Origin of the sequence: Paracoccus sp. P2, assembly GCF_046335115.1 — a bacterium.
Lineage (GTDB): Bacteria > Pseudomonadota > Alphaproteobacteria > Rhodobacterales > Rhodobacteraceae > Paracoccus > Paracoccus pantotrophus.
In genome coordinates, this window is record NZ_JBGOSN010000004.1 from 26,987 (window position 1) to 41,654 (window position 14,668).

Sequence of the window (14,668 nt, forward strand, 5' to 3'; positions counted from 1 at the left end):
TGTGATCGGCCCCGGAGGCTCGGTCCGGCTCGGCCTCTGCCGGTTTCGTTCGCTTGCCATCGGCAGGTGCATCCACCGCCGGAGAGTCCCGCACCCACGGCCTGTCTCGAGAGGGCGATCGGCGCACAAACGGGACGGGCAGGCAATGGCCGGGAGCGACTAATTTCCGTCGGCGGGGAGCCACCCCACGCGACAGGTCGCGTGGGGACCCCGTCTCTGGCCCCGCCTTTGCATCGCGAAAGGCAAATTAGCCGCACCCGGCCATCAAGGCCCTCGCCGAGCGGGCGAGGGCTGTCAACCCGTCCCGCCCGTGCGCTTCGACGCCTGCGAAGGCCGCGATGGGCGCGGTCTCCAGACGAAGGACGCAACCGATGACGTTTGATCCCGAATATGCAGGGGCCGAGCCGGTCCACACCTCCTCCCAGACCGATCACGCCCTCACCGAACTCCAGCTCTACGGCTGGCGCCCGTTCCAGGACGAACCTGATCCCCGGCCGCTCCCCGAGGGCAATACCGTCGCTGTAGCCGTCACAGACATCTTCGACGCCCTTGTGGCGACGCTCAGTGACACCCGTCTCGAACCCGATCTCGAAGAGCTGCTCTGGGGGGCCGCCAATCTCTTCCACCGCGCCACCAGCCGGGTCGAACGCGATCTAGACGCCAACGAGCAGGCGCAGCGCCGGATGCAGCGGGAACAGGACGGCAGCGAGGTGAAGTCGGTCGAACTCGAACGCCTTACGGCCGAGGGGCAGACCCTGATCGAACGGCGCGCCAGCATGGAACTCTTCCGCGACCTCGCGGCCGAGGCTTTCGAGCACCACACCGGCAGTGCCTGGCGGCCGCGCAGCGGCTCGATGGTCAACCATCGCAACCTGACCGCCGCGATGATCGACAGCCGCGACTTCCTTGCCGCGAAGCGCCGGGCCGAGACCGAGGTGATGCTGCCCGCCGGCCCGAAGGTTGCCGTGACTGGCGGCGCGGACTTCAACGATCACCGCCTGATCTGGGCGAAGCTCGATCAGGTCCATGCCAAGCACCCCGAGATGGTGCTGCTGCACGGCGGGTCGCCCAAGGGAGCCGAACTGATCGCTTCCCGTTGGGCAGATCACCGCAAGGTGCCCCAGGTCGCCTTCCGGCCCGACTGGACCAAGCACGCCAAGGCGGCGCCGTTCAAGCGAAACGATGCCATGCTGGACGTGCTGCCGGTCGGCGTCCTCGTCTTCCCCGGTACCGGGATTCAGGAGAATCTCGCCGACAAGGCCCGCAAGCTCGGCATCCCGGTCATGAAGTTCGACGGCGGGGCGTAAGTCCCGCCGCCTGGCGGCTTTAAGCCGCCGAACCTTGACAGAAAACGCCGCCGCGCCTTTGATGGAACATCCTTGCAGAACCGGCGAAGCAGCATAGTCGCAGGCGGAGCGTATCTCCCGGCAGCCTGTCGTGATCCCCAACCGTTCTCTGGAGGTTTCCATGACGCTGATCCTGCTCGCCATCTCGCTCAGCATCGCGGCCTGTGTGATCGCCTACAATCTGGCGATCTATGCCTTGCCCGTCATGGCGGCGATCACGACCGCGCAATATGCCTGGGGCGCGGGGGCCGGTGTCGTGATGTCTGGCCTCATGGCCATCGGTGCCGCTTTGCTCTCGATCGCCCTTGTGATCCTGGTTCTTGGCTTCGCGAGGAACCCGGCCCTGCGGCTCATTGCGCTCGCTCTCTTCGCCGTGCCCGCCGTCATCGCCGGCTATGCCCTTGTCTATGGCATCACCAAGAACGCCATCGACTCGGGGCTGGTTCTCAACCTGCTCGGCGGCATGGGCGGCCTTGTCATCGGCATCTCGGCCATCGTCAATCTGAACGCCCTCGGCGAGTCGTTGTTCTCGCGCTGAAACGGCGGACGCGATCAGCCACTTCTGAGGAAGACTGGCAGCTTGCGCCATCGGGCGACGGTCGTTCCATCAAAGACGGAAAGTCGGTCCGACGCAGCATGTCACCATCGCACCCGGTCTGCTTCGCCCGGCTCTGGAAATGGGACATCGGTGCGTACCCGCAGTCCCGTGCGGTCGATGCCCCGCTGCATCGGTCCACGTCGTTTCGTGGGGCCTCCGCGAACACCTTCCTTGCCCCTTCACGATGCTGTGGGACCGAGCCTTTGGCCGATGAAGCAGGACGGTGTCATAGCGGGCATGAGAACCCGATAGCCTGTTCGATCACATCGCGGATGACAGGGCCTTCCGGCGGCGGACACGACGTTGACCGGCAAAGACGGTTGAACGAGTGCCATGCCGGTGGTCTCGGTTCGCAGGGGGCCTGCCTGGCCGCTGTCGCCAGCAAGGACGATGGTTCTGCTGTGCGTCCCCGATCTGCTTTCGAAAGCACCATCCCTCCGCCTGACTGATCCCCTAAGTCCGTTCGGCTTCCACCAGCAACCCCCGCGGCTCCCAGCCGTGTTGCCGCGCAAGCGCGGCTGCCCGCCCCACCTGGGGCCTTGGGGGCAAGCTGCAGCAAGGGCGGCAGTTGCAGGAGTCTTCCGACGGCCTTGGCCGGGTCTCGTCGGAGGGACGGTCCCTCCGAGGAGCAACGGAGACCTACAATGCAGAACATCGTCATCCTCGCCGGCAACATCGGCCAGGCCCCCGAAACCCGCACCACCCAGGGCGGCACCGGCATCACCCACTTCACCCTGGCCACCTCGCGCCCCCGCTATTCGGAAGGCCGCGTCCTGCGCGACGAGAACGGCTATCGGGTCCAGGACACCGAATGGCACCGCATCACCTGCTTCAACGGCCTCGGCAAGACGGTCCAGCAGCATTGCGACAAGGGCATGAAGGTTCTGGTTCGCGGCCGCATCCACTACACGAAATGGACCGACGCCGCCGGGGTCGATCGTTACGGCTGCGAGATCATCGCCGAGACGGTCGATTTCCTGAGCCGCGCGAAGCAGACCGAGAACGACGACGGCAAGTTCATCGACGACGATGACATTCCGTTCTGATCGGGAACCCGAGGCCCGGCGGCGCAAGCCGCCGGGTTTCTCCCCTGCTTCACCGGATCGCGCCCGCCGATTCTGGCAAGGACCAGCGACCGAATCAGACGGGCATGGACGGGAGAGTCGCCTAGCTATCCTTGATAATTGCACCTGAATTTCGGCTGGCATCCGAAGCAAGAACGACTATTATAGCCGTAGTTCTGGAGTGCGTGCATATCCCGGTGGGAGGTGATCATGTATGATCACCGCTCGCCAATCACGGGCTGCGCGTGCGTTACTGGGATGGACACAGGAGACGCTCGCCGACAAGGCCCAGGTCGCATTGACCGCACTCAAACGTCTCGAATCCCAAAACGGGCTCGAGGTGTTCGAGTCCACCCGCGATCAGGTGCGCCGCGCTCTCGAAGCGGCGGGGATCGTTTTCCTGTCGACGGACAAGGGCGAGGGCGTGTTGTTGCAGCACGATGGGACCAACACCGCCAAACGGTGAAATAGCGGCCCGCGTGATGTCAGGTTCTCGTCAAAAGGAATGGCTATCTTCCGCCGAAGATGGTTAACAAATACGTTACCCGAACGTGAGCGAATGATGGCCCGCGCGACACAGACATATCTCGACAAACCGCCGTCCAGCCAGACGCTGACATCTTATGATCGCGAGCACATGAAACTCTACATGCGCCTGCTCGATGCCGAGCGTGATGGCGCCGATTGGCGCGAAGCCGTGCAGGTTCTTTTTGGCCTCGATCCCGAACACGACCCCGAGCATTGCCGAGCCGTCCATGAAGCTCATCTCGCCCGCGCGCACTGGATGACCGAACAGGGCTACCGGGAGCTGGTCCGCGAAAGCCAGCGCAAGACCTGACCCGTGATGCGTGCCGCGCATCACCTGTTGACCAGCGCCTGACTTCCGAAACGCAACCCGTGCGGGAATCCTGAGCCTTCCCTATTCGTTTGAGTGGATTCGGGAGGCCGCGATGACCCCTGACGCATCGACCTGGCGTTCTTCGGCGCAATACGACCATCTGGATGAACTGACCGCATCCGATCTGGCCTGGGAATGGCTGCGCCGCAACGATGATTATGACGCAGATTTTGAAGCCTCGATTGCCGACCATGGAGACCCCCAGCCGCTGACCGAACGGATCCGGCAGCGCTGGGGGTTGCGATTTCCCCGTCGATCCGCTGATCCCGCCGCCCGATGCGCCAGTTTTCTGGCTTCCGGCCGAGGACACAAGTGTCGTGGTGCTGACCGAGGCCCCTTCGGGTCTCGGCGGCAGCATTGATGACGCTCCGCCGACCTGGCGCCTCGACTTCTCGGTCAAGAACCCCGGTATGGAGTTCCGATTCCCGCTCGGCAACGGGCAGCATCTGCAGGTTCTCGACGGCGCCCTCAAGGGCGATGCGATCGCGGTCGCCGTCGTCCCTCTCAGTCTCGCCGGTTTCGACCGGATCGAAGCCGTTCAACGCTTCCTTTCCGCCCTGCATGGACGCGCGATTCCCCCGGATACGCGCCTGACACGCCAGCAAAGGGAGCGACTCCGACGGATGCTGCGGGCTTTCGATGGCCATCGGGCCGGCACCACGCAGCAGGAGATCGCGCGTGTCCTCCTGAACACCGGCCGTCTCGACCGGGACGAATGGCAGGCATCCTCCGCCCGTCATGCCATCAAGGCACTCCTGCGTGACGCCCGTTCCATGGTCGCCGGCGGTTATCGGAAACTCCTTCGTCATCGCCGCCCACGATAGCGCGGGTTTGCGCCGGCAACAGCCACTTCGTTGCGCCCGTCGCGGGCGCGTGGCTCTTCGGTGCCACGCTGCTATACAAGATCAACTCCAGCACCAATGCGCGTATGCGCGGGCGGCTGGTGCTGAACGGATCGACCGAAATCCGAGATCAAAGGGCGAGATTTCAGGGGCGCACGCCTCCGAGGCGACGGCGCTCTGGCTGCAGACCATGGCGCCGCTCGCGCAGGGCGACACCGTCGAGTTGCAGGGCACCTTTCGCGCGGCGGATGGGTATTTCGCGGCCGATCACACGTCGTTCTGGGGCTGCAAGGTCGGTTGAGCGGCGGAAGGGAGAAGTGATGACACCACCCGTTCCGATCAGGGCTTTGTCCGCATGCCGGACGCCGAGTTCGAGGCGATCCTGACGCGCACGGCGGAAGAAGGCGCAAAACGCGCACTGGCGGATATCGGCCTCGACGGCGAAGAGGCCGCGCCGCCGGATTAAGCGGCGATGGCCGACAATGCCCCGCAGTCAGACGGAGGGGCGGCTGCCTGGCAGGGGTGCCCTCGCGGGTGCCGGCCGATGCTCCGGGGCCGCTTGCTCGAAGTCGCAGAGGATCGGGCAGTCGGGCCGGTGGTCGCCCGCGCAGGCGTCCGCCAGCGTCGTGAGCGTGGTGACCATGTCCTCCATCTCGGCGATCCGATGCCGCAGCTCCTCGATGTGCTGAAGAGCGACGCGCTTGACATCGCCGCTCTGCCGGCTGCCGTCACGCCAGAGGTTCAGGAGCTTCTGGATCTCGGGCACCGAGAAGCCCAGATCGCGCGCGCGACGGATGAAGCGCAGCATGTGGACGTCGGTGTCCGAATAGTCGCGATAGCCCGATTGGGTCCGGTTGGCGGGAGGGATGAGGCCGGTCTGTTCGTAGTAGCGGATCATCTTGGCGGAGACTCCCGAGGCGTGGGCTGCTTGTCCGATGTTCATGGGTGGCTCCTTTGGTTGGTGGTGAAGATGAGCGGAACGGCCGCTGGCGGAAAGATGACGTCGTGCGTGACGTGCGTGATATTGGTCATGACGGTCTTCCAGGCTAGGGGAATGACCGGGACGCACTCTGGCGCCCCGGTCGGCGCGGGTGGCGATCACTCGGCAGGTGCAAGCCGGCCGGACATGGCGGGGCTGGCGGTCGCTGGGGCCGTCGGATCGGTCCCCATCGGCGGCGTGAAGCGGCGCAGGCGGAGCGCGTTGCCGAGCACGAAGACCGAGGACAGCGCCATCGCCCCGGCGGCGAAGACCGGCGACAGCAGAACCCCGTAGGCCGGGTAGAGCACGCCCGCCGCGACCGGGATCAGCGCGGTGTTGTAGGCGAAGGCCCAGAACAGGTTCTGCCGGATATTGCCGATCGTCGCGCGCGACAACGCGATGGCGTTGGGCACGCCCTTGAGGCTGCCCGACATCAGCACCACGTCGGCGGCCTCGATCGCCACATCCGTTCCGGTGCCGATGGCAAGGCCCACATCCGCCTCGGCCAGCGCCGGGGCGTCGTTGATGCCGTCACCGACATAGGCCAGCGTCCCATGACTGGTCTTGAGACGGCGCACGGCCTCGACCTTGCCTTCGGGCAGTACCTCGGCCACGACCTCGTCGATGCCTAGCCGCCGGGCGATGGCTTCGGCCGTGCGGCGGTTGTCGCCGGTGATCATCGCAACCTTCAGGCCGAGGTCGTGCAACGCCGCGATCGCGGCCGGCGTCGTCTCCTTGATCGGGTCGGCCACGGCGATGATCGCCGCCAGCTTGCCGTCGATCGCGGCGTAGAGGGGCGACTTGCCCTCGTTGCCGAGACGCTCGGCGATCTTGGCGAAACCGGCCACGTCATGGCCAAGCTCGGCCATGTAGCGGTCTGCGCCGATCTCGACGGGCTTGCCGCCGGCCACGGCCCTGACGCCGAACCCTGTCACCGACTCGAAGTTCGAGACGGCGGGCAGCGTAAGGCCTTCCCCGGCGGCCGCGTCCACGATCGCACGGGCGATCGGGTGCTCCGACTTCTCCTCGACCGCGGCGACGAGGCTCAGGACCTCGGCCCGCTCGAACCCGGCGGCCAGTTCCAGATCGGTCAGCGCGGGGGCGCCTTCCGTCAGCGTGCCAGTCTTGTCCACCGCCACGACCCTGGCATCCTTCAGCAGCTGGAGCGCTTCGCCCTTGCGGAACAGCACGCCCATCTCGGCGCCGCGCCCGGTGCCCACCATGATCGAGGTCGGCGTGGCGAGGCCCATCGCACAGGGGCAGGCGATGATCAGGACCGCGACGGCGTTCACCAGCGCGAAGGTCAGCGCCGGGTCGGGACCGAAGAAGAACCAGATGCCGAAGGTCAGCGCCGCCACCGCCATGACGGCCGGGACGAACCACATGGTGACGCGGTCCACCAGCGCCTGGATTGGCAGTTTCGAGCCCTGCGCCTCCTCGACCAGGCGGATGATCTGCGCCAGCACCGTGTCCCCGCCGACCGCAGTGGCGCGAAAGGCGAAGGCGCCTTTCTGGTTCACGGTGCCGCCGGTCACGGCAGCGCCCGCCTGCTTCTGGACGGGGATGGGCTCGCCGGTGATCATCGATTCATCCACCCAGCTCTCGCCCTCGACCACCTCGCCGTCCACGGGGACGCGCTCGCCCGGACGGACCTCGACGAGATCGCCGGGAGCCACGTTGGCCACCGCGATGTCCTCGACGCGGCCGCCCCGGCGCACGCGCGCGGTCTTGGGCTGCAGGCCAACAAGGCGGGTGATCGCCTCGGAGGTGCGGCCCTTGGCGCGCGCCTCGAGATAGCGGCCGAGCAGGATCAGCGTCACGATAACGGCTGCCGCCTCGTAATAGACGTTGACGGTGCCCGCCGGCAGCAGGCCGGGGGCGAAGGTGGCGACAAGTGAATAACCGAAAGCCGCCAGCGTGCCGACCGCGACAAGGCTGTTCATGTCAGGCGCGCCACGGAACAGGGCGGGAAGGCCCTTCTGGTAGAAGCGGATGCCGGGGATGGCGAGGACCAGCAGCGTCAGCGCGAACTGGATATACCAACTGGCCTGCATGCCGATGGTGCCCGCGACGAGGTCATGGACGGCGGGAATGAGGTGGCTGCCCATCTCGAGGACGAAGACCGGCAGGGTCAGCGCCGCCGCCAGGATCAGGTCGCGCCGCAGCGTCTCGCGCTCGGCCTCCTTGCGGGCGTTGGCCTGCGCCTCATCGGCCCCGCCGCCGTCGATCAGCCGCGCCTCGTAGCCGGTTTCGGTGATGGCCCGCAGCAACGCGCCGGCATCGGCCGGGCCCGTGACGGTCGCGCGCTCGGTGGCGAGGTTGACGGTCGCCGAAGCAACGCCGGGCACCGCCTGCAGCGCCCTTTCGACCCGGCCCACGCAAGAGGCGCAGGTCATCCCCTCGATGGCGATCTCGACCGCACCCTGGGGCTTGGGCACGTCATAGCCCGCGCTTTCCACCGCACCCACCAGCGCGGCACGCTCGACCGGCGCGCTGAGACGGATGTCGGCGCGCTCGGTGGCCAGGTTGACATTTGCCGAGGCGACGCCGGGCACGGCCCGCAGCGCCTTCTCGACCCGGCCCACGCATGAGGCACAGGTCATGCCCTCGATGGACAGGCTGATCGGGGGCAGATTGATGCTGCCGGCTCCGGGCTCGCGATCTCGCGCTGGGGCGGTCATGAAGGGGGTCTCCTTGAAGCTATTCCATCATCCGCCAAGGGAAATAAGGGTTCCCATCGCTGGAAGGTCAAGACCTGTCAGGATCGATTCTTTCCTCTTGACCTTCCAACGATGGGAAACCCTATCTCACCTTGCATGAGACGAACCACAGGAGGCACTCATGCAGTTCCACATTGAAAATATGACCTGCGGCGGCTGCGCGTGCGGCGTGACCAGGGCGATTCACACGGTTGATCCCGCAGCGAACGTCGAGGCCGATCCCCCGAAGCGCAAGGTCGTCGTCACCTCCGGGCAGCCCCGCGCCGCCTTCGAGGCCGCGCTGGCCGAGGCGGGCTTTCCCGTCGCGCCGGTGGGGACGGTCGCCTGATGAACAAGCTGTCCGTTCTGTTCATGGCGACCGCGCTTGCCGCCGCGGGCGGACTGGCCGTTGCGCAATCGCAGATCGTGGATGAAGGCGTTACGATCACGGATCGTTCGGACATGGGTCATGGCGCGCATGGTGCGGCTGCCTCCGACAGCCCGGCAGTTCAGGCCTACATGGCCGCAAACGACCGCATGCATGCCGGGATGGCCGTCGAGTTCAGTGGCGACGCCGACGTGGATTTCATGCGCAGCATGATCCCGCACCATCAGGGCGCCATCGACATGGCGCGCGTCGTGTTGGGACACGGCGAGGACCCGCAGATCCGTGCCCTCGCCGAAGACGTGATCGCGGCGCAGGAGGGCGAGATCGCCATGATGCGCGAGTGGCTGGCCGCCCGCGGTCAGTAACAGGCTCGCGCCCCCCAAGGGATAGCGAGGGCCCGCCAATGAGACGGCGGGCCCTATTGTTCTGACCGACCGCGGCTCGGTGCCTGGCCGGTAGCTGGCGCCGGAGCGAACTCCGGCGCCGATCGCTCAGCGCGCCGGGCCGCCGTAGACGATGCCGTTCGGGCGATCGCCAACCGGCACTGTCTTGACCACTTCCTGGCTCCCCACGTCGATGATCGACACGGTATCGTCGGCGATGTTGGTCACGAACACATAGACCCCGTCCGCCGATGCCGATACTCCATGGGCGCCGCGGCCGGTGGTGATGGTCTTCACCACCTGACCGATTGCGGTGTCGATCACGGATACGGTGTCGTTCGGCTCGGCCTCGGTGCCCTGATTGGCGACATAGACGAATTTCCCATCCTGCGTCGCGATGAGCTGGATCGGGTTCGGCCCGACGTCGATCCTGTTCGTCACCTCGCGGGTTGAAGTGTCGATCACGGCGACGCGGTTCTCGTCGCGCAGCGAGACATAGACCTGATCGCCCGAGGGCGTGAACCCGACCTGAACCGGCGCGGTCCCGATCGGAATGCGCGCGACCTCGGACAGCGCCTGGGTGTCGATGACGGACACGGACCCGTCCTCGACATTGGCCACGTAAAGCTGGGTCTCATCCGGGCTGAGCCGTAGGCCGTGCGGATAGTCCCCCGTCGCGATACGCCCGATGACTTCGGCCCGTGCGAGATCGACGACCGCGATCTCGTCTCCGCCGGCCAAGGAGACATAGGCGCGCCCCTGCCGGTCAGCGACCACATGGGCCGGGTGCGAGCCTACCGCGACGGTCGCCTTGGGCGCCGAGAGGTTCTGCGGATCGAGAATGACCAACAGACCCTCGGCCGCACCGTCCCCGCCGTGCCCATGCCCGTCCGACCCGTGATCCCCTTCGACGGCAGGATCGCCAACGGCCAACAGCAGCTTGCCGTCAGGCGTCAGGTCGACGTTGTGGGGCGCGATCGGGATCAAAACCGTGTCGACCGCTCCGGTGGCGAGATTGATGGCGCTGATGGAATTGCCGCCTTCATTGGCGGACCAGACAGTCCCGCCGGTCTGACCAAAGGGCGCAGGTGCCTCGCCGGCCTTCGCCTCCAGCCATGCCTGCATTTCGGCGATCTCGCCTTCCTGCACCGCGATGATCTGCTCCGCCCACTCCCTTGTCTTCGGGTCGTCGCCATACTGCAGGACGATCCGGGCCATATCGATCGCGCCCTGATGATGCGGGATCATGCCCCGGACGAAGGCGACATCCGGATCGTCGGCCATGACGCCGTCCATCATCGGTCCGTGCATTTCATTCATCGATTCGACGTAGGCCCGGGTGAAATCCGGAAGGCTTTCGTTAACCGGGGCCGCCCCGGCGTTCGGCGCGCCCATCATCCCCTGCATCATCCCACCCTGCATCATCTGGCGCATCGCGCCCATGCATTCCGGGGTCATGGCCTGGCACTGCTCGGGCATCATCCCTTGCATGCCGGGCATCTGGCCTGAAGGCGGCGTTGGCGCGGGCGCCTGCTCCGCCTGTGCGGGCGGGGTTCCCGGGTGATGGGTGTCATGTCCGGCCTGCGCGAGAGCAGCGCCTGGCAGGCCTGCCAGCAGGCTGACAGTAAGGGCGATTACGATTGCTGTTCGGTTCATTGGATTTCATCCTCTGGTTCCGGAGCACCGGCCCGGATTTGCGGGCGCGGCTCTCCATCCTGTTCGTTTGTCTTTCGGGTTTGCGCGGAGCGGCCGGAGACGTCTCTCGTCCTCGCGGCGATCCCTGCGCATCACGCAGCGATGAGACGTGGCGGCTTCAGGATGCCTTCGGGTGATCGGTCGTGCGGATCAGTGCGCACAACCGTGAAAACCTCACCGTTCACGGACGGGCCGAACGTCGGCGGCGCGACGAGAACCGCGGCGGCCAGACAGATCTGGCAGCAGTCCGCCGGACCCTGGCCACTGTCCTCGTTCAGGCAGCCTGCCGATTGATCTGCGCCATGCTCGTCCGGCAGGTGAGGCTGGGCGCAGTGGCTTGCCGTGGCGGCGACCTGCTGCTGGTGGATGGCGTGTCCGGCGGGGCCGGCATGTACCGGGACCTGCAGAACCAGGGCGCCGATGGCAAGCAGCAGGATGCAAACCGCAAACTGGCGCAATCGGCCGCATCTCACCCGGAAGGCAGCTCGCACCCGCCCGGTCATGCGCCACTTTCCTTCCCGGCGGCACGCCGGGCCAGTGCGATGTCGCGTTCACGTCTCCCGCCACCCGACGCCGCGAGACCGCCCCGCTGACGGAGGCAAGCCGCCTCGGCCAGGTGCTGTTTCGGATCATTCGCAAGTCGGGCGATCATGTCGGCAGCCCCGTGTCAGATTTCCCGTGGACCGAGAAAGCGCCCGAAGCTCCGGACGGTCGGGCCGAACAGGAACGCTTCATAGGGCTCGGGATCGACGCCCGGAAAATCCATGCCGGGCGAGCCGGCCGGCATGCCGGGAACGGCCAGCCCCGTCGCGTCAGGCCGCTCGGCCAGAAGGCGGCGGATGGCTGCGGCAGGCACATGGCCCTCGACCACGTAGCCGCCCACCTCGGCGGTGTGGCAGGAGGCCAGTTCGGCCGGGACGCCGAGCCGCTGCTTGAGGCTGTCCATATCGGAGGATTCTACCACCTTCACCGGGAAGCCTGCGGCCTCGATATGCGCGACCCAGCCATCGCAGCAGCCGCAGGATGGATCCTTGCTGACGCTCACCAGCGGCAGCGCTTCGGCATGTCCCCGCCTTGGCATGGACATCAGCAGGGGCAGCGCGCCGGCAGCGGCCAGAACGGTGCGCCGGCTGATGGGGTGATCGTTTCTCATCGTCAAACCTCGTTTCATGGATTCATTATCTCGCCGTCACGGTCCGGGCGCGACGCACGAAGGGGTGAGCAGGTGCTTGCATGCTGCGGCATGGTGCCGGCAGAGGCGCGCCAGCGGGCATCACAGTTTCACCCTCCGCAGCCGAGCGGCATTGGTGATCACGCTGACCGAGGACAGCGCCATGGCGGCCGCCGCGATGATCGGCGACAGCAGGATGCCGAAGAACGGATACAGCACCCCGGCCGCGACCGGCACGCCCAGAGCGTTGTAGATGAAGGCGAAGAACAGGTTCTGGCGGATATTGCCCATGACCGCTTCCGACAGCTTGCGGGCGCGGACGATGCCGGTCAGATCGCCCTTGAGCAATGTGACGCCCGCGCTTTCCATCGCCACATCGGTGCCGGTGCCCATGGCGATGCCAACGTCCGCAGCGGCCAGCGCCGGGGCGTCGTTGACGCCGTCGCCGGCCATCGCCACCACCTCGCCCGCCGCCTTGTGCCGCTGCACGACCGCGCTCTTCTGGTCGGGCAGCACCTCCGCCTCGACCTCGTCGATGCCGAGCTGGCGCGCGACGGCCTTCGCCGTGGTCCAGTTGTCGCCGGTGAGCATCACCACGCGGATGCCCTGCTCCTTGAGCGCGGCGAGCGCCTCGGGCGTCGATGGCTTGACCGGATCGGCGATGGCAAAGATGGCCGCAACCTGCCCGTCCACCCCCATGAAGATCGCGGTTGCGCCGTCCTCGCGCAGCCGGTCGGCCTCATCGGCCAGCGGCGCGACATCGACGCCCTGCTCGGCGAGGAACTTGGCATTGCCAAGGGGAATGCGCTTGCCCTCGACCACTCCGAGCGCGCCCTTGCCGGTGGGTGAGTCGAAATCCGCGACCGGTGCGAGTTCAAGGCCGCGCTCCTCGGCCGCCCGCACGATGGCCAGCGCCAACGGATGCTCGCTGGCGCGTTCGACACTGGCGGCAAGGCGCAAGGCTTCTTCCTCGGTAAAGCCAGCAGCCGGAACGATGGCGGTGACGGCGGGCCGGCCCTCGGTCAGGGTGCCGGTCTTGTCGACGATGATGGTGTCGACCTTCTCCATATGCTCCAGCGCCTCGGCGTTCTTGATCAGCACGCCCGCCTGCGCGCCGCGCCCGACGCCGACCATGATCGACATCGGCGTCGCCAGCCCCAGCGCACAGGGGCAGGCGATGATCAGAACCGAGACCGCCGCGATGAGACCGAACGAGAAGCGCGGCTCGGGACCCCAGATCGACCAGGCGATGAAGGCGAGCACCGCGACCACGATCACCGCCGGGACGAACCAGCCGGAGACCTGATCGGCCAGCCGCTGGATCGGCGCGCGGCTCCGCTGCGCCTCGGCGACAAGCTGGACGATCTGCGACAGCATGGTGTCGCGGCCGACCTTCTTCGCCTCGATCACCAGCGCGCCGGACTGGTTCATGGTGCCGCCGATGGCGGTGGCGCCGACCTCCTTGGTCACCGGCATCGACTCGCCGGTCACCATCGATTCATCGACGGCGCTGCGACCCTCGAGCACCTCGCCATCGACCGGAACCTTCTCGCCGGGCCGCACCCGCAGGCGGTCGCCGACATGAACGGTGTCGAGCTGAACCTCCTCCTCGGTGCCGTCGTCGCGGATGATCCGGGCGGTCTTGGGGGCAAGGTCGAGCAGCGCGCGGATCGCGCCGCTGGTGCTCTCTCTCGCGCGCAACTCCAGCACCTGCCCGAGCAGCACGAGCACGGTAATGACCGCCGCCGCCTCGAAATAGACCGCGACCGAGCCGTCGGGCTGGCGGAACTGGTCAGGAAAAATGCCCGGCGCCAGCGTCGCCACGACGCTGTAGATCCAGGCCGTGCCGGTGCCCATGGCGATCAGGGTGAACATGTTGAGGCTGCGGTTGACCAGCGACTGCCAGCCGCGCTGGAAGAATGGCCAGCCCGCCCAGAGAACGACTGGCGTGGCGAGGAGCAGTTGCAGCCAGTTCGAGGCCTGCTGACCGATGGCGTGGGTCAGCCCGAAAAGATGCCCGCCCATCTCGAGGACGAACACCGGGATCGTCAGAGCAAGGCCGATCCAGAACCGGCGCGTCATGTCGATCAGTTCTACATTCGGCTCTGCCTCTAGGCTGACCAGAACCGGCTCCAGCCCCATGCCGCAGATCGGGCATGATCCGGGCCCGACCTGCCGGATCTCCGGGTGCATCGGGCAGGTGTAGATCGTCCCTTCGGGAACCGGCTCTGCCTTGGCCGCCGCGGCGGCCGGATCGAGATAGCGTTCCGGCTCGGCCAAGAACTTCGCCCGGCACCCGGCCGAGCAGAAGTAATATGGCCGACCGGCATGCTCGGCCTTGTGCTGGGTCGTGTGGGGATCGACCATCATTCCGCAGACCGGGTCCTTGACCTTGTGCGTGTCGTCCTGCGCGGCGGCTGCGTGGTCATGCGCGTGATCATGCACATGTCCGTGGGCCGAATGGGCGTGAGTCTGGTTCTGGTGATCGTGTTCCGTCTTGCTGGTCATGTTCACGCCTCCTCGGCGTTTCCTGAGCTTGCGTTTCGTCTGTTCTGCGCCTTCCAATCGCTGGAAGGTCAAGAGGTGATTGGATTCCGGAGTTCCT

16 protein-coding genes are annotated in these 14,668 nt (G+C 66.6%); 10 read left to right on the top strand and 6 right to left on the bottom strand.

Annotation, left to right across the window (positions count from 1 at the left end; translation table 11 throughout):
• Positions 1 to 371 precede the first annotated feature (371 nt).
• From ACDP63_RS03605 to ACDP63_RS03640, 8 genes are all read left to right on the top strand, one after another.
• Positions 372 to 1,307: a DUF2493 domain-containing protein gene (locus tag ACDP63_RS03605; protein WP_152367880.1), complete on the top strand. Its 936-nt coding sequence runs from the start codon at positions 372 to 374 to the stop codon at positions 1,305 to 1,307.
• A 160-nt stretch (positions 1,308 to 1,467) separates the two neighbouring features.
• Positions 1,468 to 1,884, top strand: a complete 417-nt coding sequence (locus ACDP63_RS03610) for a hypothetical protein (RefSeq protein ID WP_409927696.1) — start codon at positions 1,468 to 1,470, stop codon at positions 1,882 to 1,884.
• Positions 1,885 to 2,588: 704 nt separating this feature from the next.
• Complete coding sequence (locus ACDP63_RS03615; RefSeq protein ID WP_058099094.1) at positions 2,589 to 2,990, top strand: single-stranded DNA-binding protein; 402 nt, start codon at positions 2,589 to 2,591, stop codon at positions 2,988 to 2,990.
• Positions 2,991 to 3,222: 232 nt separating this feature from the next.
• Positions 3,223 to 3,474 carry a hypothetical protein gene (locus ACDP63_RS03620; RefSeq protein ID WP_149766090.1) on the top strand — a complete coding sequence of 84 codons (252 nt, stop codon included), beginning with the start codon at positions 3,223 to 3,225 and terminating at the stop codon, positions 3,472 to 3,474.
• Positions 3,475 to 3,567: 93 nt separating this feature from the next.
• Positions 3,568 to 3,846 carry a DNA -binding domain-containing protein gene (locus ACDP63_RS03625; RefSeq protein WP_149766129.1) on the top strand — a complete coding sequence of 93 codons (279 nt, stop codon included), beginning with the start codon at positions 3,568 to 3,570 and terminating at the stop codon, positions 3,844 to 3,846.
• A 112-nt stretch (positions 3,847 to 3,958) separates the two neighbouring features.
• The gene (locus tag ACDP63_RS03630) at positions 3,959 to 4,267 is read left to right on the top strand and encodes a transcriptional regulator domain-containing protein (RefSeq protein ID WP_149766091.1); all 309 of its coding nucleotides are present in this window, start codon (positions 3,959 to 3,961) and stop codon (positions 4,265 to 4,267) included.
• A complete protein-coding gene (locus ACDP63_RS03635) occupies positions 4,224 to 4,730 on the top strand; it encodes a DUF2285 domain-containing protein (RefSeq protein WP_409927697.1) in 507 nt (168 codons plus the stop codon). Before ACDP63_RS03630 ends, ACDP63_RS03635 begins: the two co-directional genes overlap by 44 nt.
• Positions 4,731 to 5,103: 373 nt before the next feature.
• A complete protein-coding gene (locus ACDP63_RS03640) occupies positions 5,104 to 5,214 on the top strand; it encodes a DUF6127 family protein (RefSeq protein WP_223191438.1) in 111 nt (36 codons plus the stop codon).
• A 27-nt stretch (positions 5,215 to 5,241) separates the two neighbouring features.
• On the opposite strand, the gene cueR is transcribed toward ACDP63_RS03640, so the two are convergent.
• Both cueR and ACDP63_RS03650 read right to left on the bottom strand, forming a co-directional pair.
• Complete coding sequence (gene cueR, locus ACDP63_RS03645) at positions 5,242 to 5,691, bottom strand: Cu(I)-responsive transcriptional regulator (RefSeq protein WP_058099091.1); 450 nt, start codon at positions 5,689 to 5,691, stop codon at positions 5,242 to 5,244.
• A gap of 155 nt (positions 5,692 to 5,846) precedes the next feature.
• Positions 5,847 to 8,408 (bottom strand): heavy metal translocating P-type ATPase, encoded by a 2,562-nt coding sequence (locus tag ACDP63_RS03650; protein WP_082658172.1) that lies wholly within the window; start codon positions 8,406 to 8,408, stop codon positions 5,847 to 5,849.
• Positions 8,409 to 8,568: 160 nt separating this feature from the next.
• On the opposite strand from ACDP63_RS03650, the gene ACDP63_RS03655 reads away from it, so the two are divergent.
• Entirely contained in the window at positions 8,569 to 8,775 is a 207-nt protein-coding gene (locus ACDP63_RS03655) for a heavy-metal-associated domain-containing protein (RefSeq protein WP_058099090.1), read from the top strand.
• Positions 8,775 to 9,179, top strand: coding sequence for a DUF305 domain-containing protein (locus ACDP63_RS03660; protein WP_058099089.1), 405 nt, complete (start codon positions 8,775 to 8,777; stop codon positions 9,177 to 9,179). The genes ACDP63_RS03655 and ACDP63_RS03660 overlap by 1 nt, the downstream gene beginning before the upstream one ends.
• A gap of 126 nt (positions 9,180 to 9,305) precedes the next feature.
• Here the strand turns inward: ACDP63_RS03660 and ACDP63_RS03665 are convergent, their stop codons facing one another.
• The 4 genes from ACDP63_RS03665 to ACDP63_RS03680 all read right to left on the bottom strand — a co-directional run bounded on the left by ACDP63_RS03665 (position 9,306) and on the right by ACDP63_RS03680 (position 14,571).
• Complete coding sequence (locus tag ACDP63_RS03665; protein WP_058099088.1) at positions 9,306 to 10,853, bottom strand: DUF305 domain-containing protein; 1,548 nt, start codon at positions 10,851 to 10,853, stop codon at positions 9,306 to 9,308.
• A 131-nt stretch (positions 10,854 to 10,984) separates the two neighbouring features.
• Positions 10,985 to 11,395, bottom strand: coding sequence for a hypothetical protein (locus ACDP63_RS03670; RefSeq protein ID WP_058099087.1), 411 nt, complete (start codon positions 11,393 to 11,395; stop codon positions 10,985 to 10,987).
• A 164-nt stretch (positions 11,396 to 11,559) separates the two neighbouring features.
• Positions 11,560 to 12,045: a DUF411 domain-containing protein gene (locus ACDP63_RS03675; RefSeq protein WP_058099086.1), complete on the bottom strand. Its 486-nt coding sequence runs from the start codon at positions 12,043 to 12,045 to the stop codon at positions 11,560 to 11,562.
• Positions 12,046 to 12,165: 120 nt separating this feature from the next.
• Complete coding sequence (locus ACDP63_RS03680) at positions 12,166 to 14,571, bottom strand: heavy metal translocating P-type ATPase (RefSeq protein ID WP_088233771.1); 2,406 nt, start codon at positions 14,569 to 14,571, stop codon at positions 12,166 to 12,168.
• Positions 14,572 to 14,668 lie beyond the last annotated feature (97 nt).

What these genes read in the sequence shown, in the direction of transcription:
- ACDP63_RS03630 (WP_149766091.1), top strand. Translation starts at nt 3,959, where the DNA reads ATGACCCCTGACGCATCGACCTGGCGTTCTTCGGCGCAATACGACCAT.
- ACDP63_RS03650 (WP_082658172.1), bottom strand. Translation starts at nt 8,408, where the DNA reads ATGACCGCCCCAGCGCGAGATCGCGAGCCCGGAGCCGGCAGCATCAAT.
- ACDP63_RS03680 (WP_088233771.1), bottom strand. Translation starts at nt 14,571, where the DNA reads ATGACCAGCAAGACGGAACACGATCACCAGAACCAGACTCACGCCCAT.
- cueR (WP_058099091.1), bottom strand. Translation starts at nt 5,691, where the DNA reads ATGAACATCGGACAAGCAGCCCACGCCTCGGGAGTCTCCGCCAAGATG.
- ACDP63_RS03655 (WP_058099090.1), top strand. Translation starts at nt 8,569, where the DNA reads ATGCAGTTCCACATTGAAAATATGACCTGCGGCGGCTGCGCGTGCGGC.
- ACDP63_RS03640 (WP_223191438.1), top strand. Translation starts at nt 5,104, where the DNA reads ATGCCGGACGCCGAGTTCGAGGCGATCCTGACGCGCACGGCGGAAGAA.
- ACDP63_RS03610 (WP_409927696.1), top strand. Translation starts at nt 1,468, where the DNA reads ATGACGCTGATCCTGCTCGCCATCTCGCTCAGCATCGCGGCCTGTGTG.
- ACDP63_RS03665 (WP_058099088.1), bottom strand. Translation starts at nt 10,853, where the DNA reads ATGAACCGAACAGCAATCGTAATCGCCCTTACTGTCAGCCTGCTGGCA.
- ACDP63_RS03605 (WP_152367880.1), top strand. Translation starts at nt 372, where the DNA reads ATGACGTTTGATCCCGAATATGCAGGGGCCGAGCCGGTCCACACCTCC.
- ACDP63_RS03660 (WP_058099089.1), top strand. Translation starts at nt 8,775, where the DNA reads ATGAACAAGCTGTCCGTTCTGTTCATGGCGACCGCGCTTGCCGCCGCG.
- ACDP63_RS03620 (WP_149766090.1), top strand. Translation starts at nt 3,223, where the DNA reads ATGATCACCGCTCGCCAATCACGGGCTGCGCGTGCGTTACTGGGATGG.
- ACDP63_RS03625 (WP_149766129.1), top strand. Translation starts at nt 3,568, where the DNA reads ATGATGGCCCGCGCGACACAGACATATCTCGACAAACCGCCGTCCAGC.
- ACDP63_RS03670 (WP_058099087.1), bottom strand. Translation starts at nt 11,395, where the DNA reads ATGACCGGGCGGGTGCGAGCTGCCTTCCGGGTGAGATGCGGCCGATTG.
- ACDP63_RS03675 (WP_058099086.1), bottom strand. Translation starts at nt 12,045, where the DNA reads ATGAGAAACGATCACCCCATCAGCCGGCGCACCGTTCTGGCCGCTGCC.
- ACDP63_RS03615 (WP_058099094.1), top strand. Translation starts at nt 2,589, where the DNA reads ATGCAGAACATCGTCATCCTCGCCGGCAACATCGGCCAGGCCCCCGAA.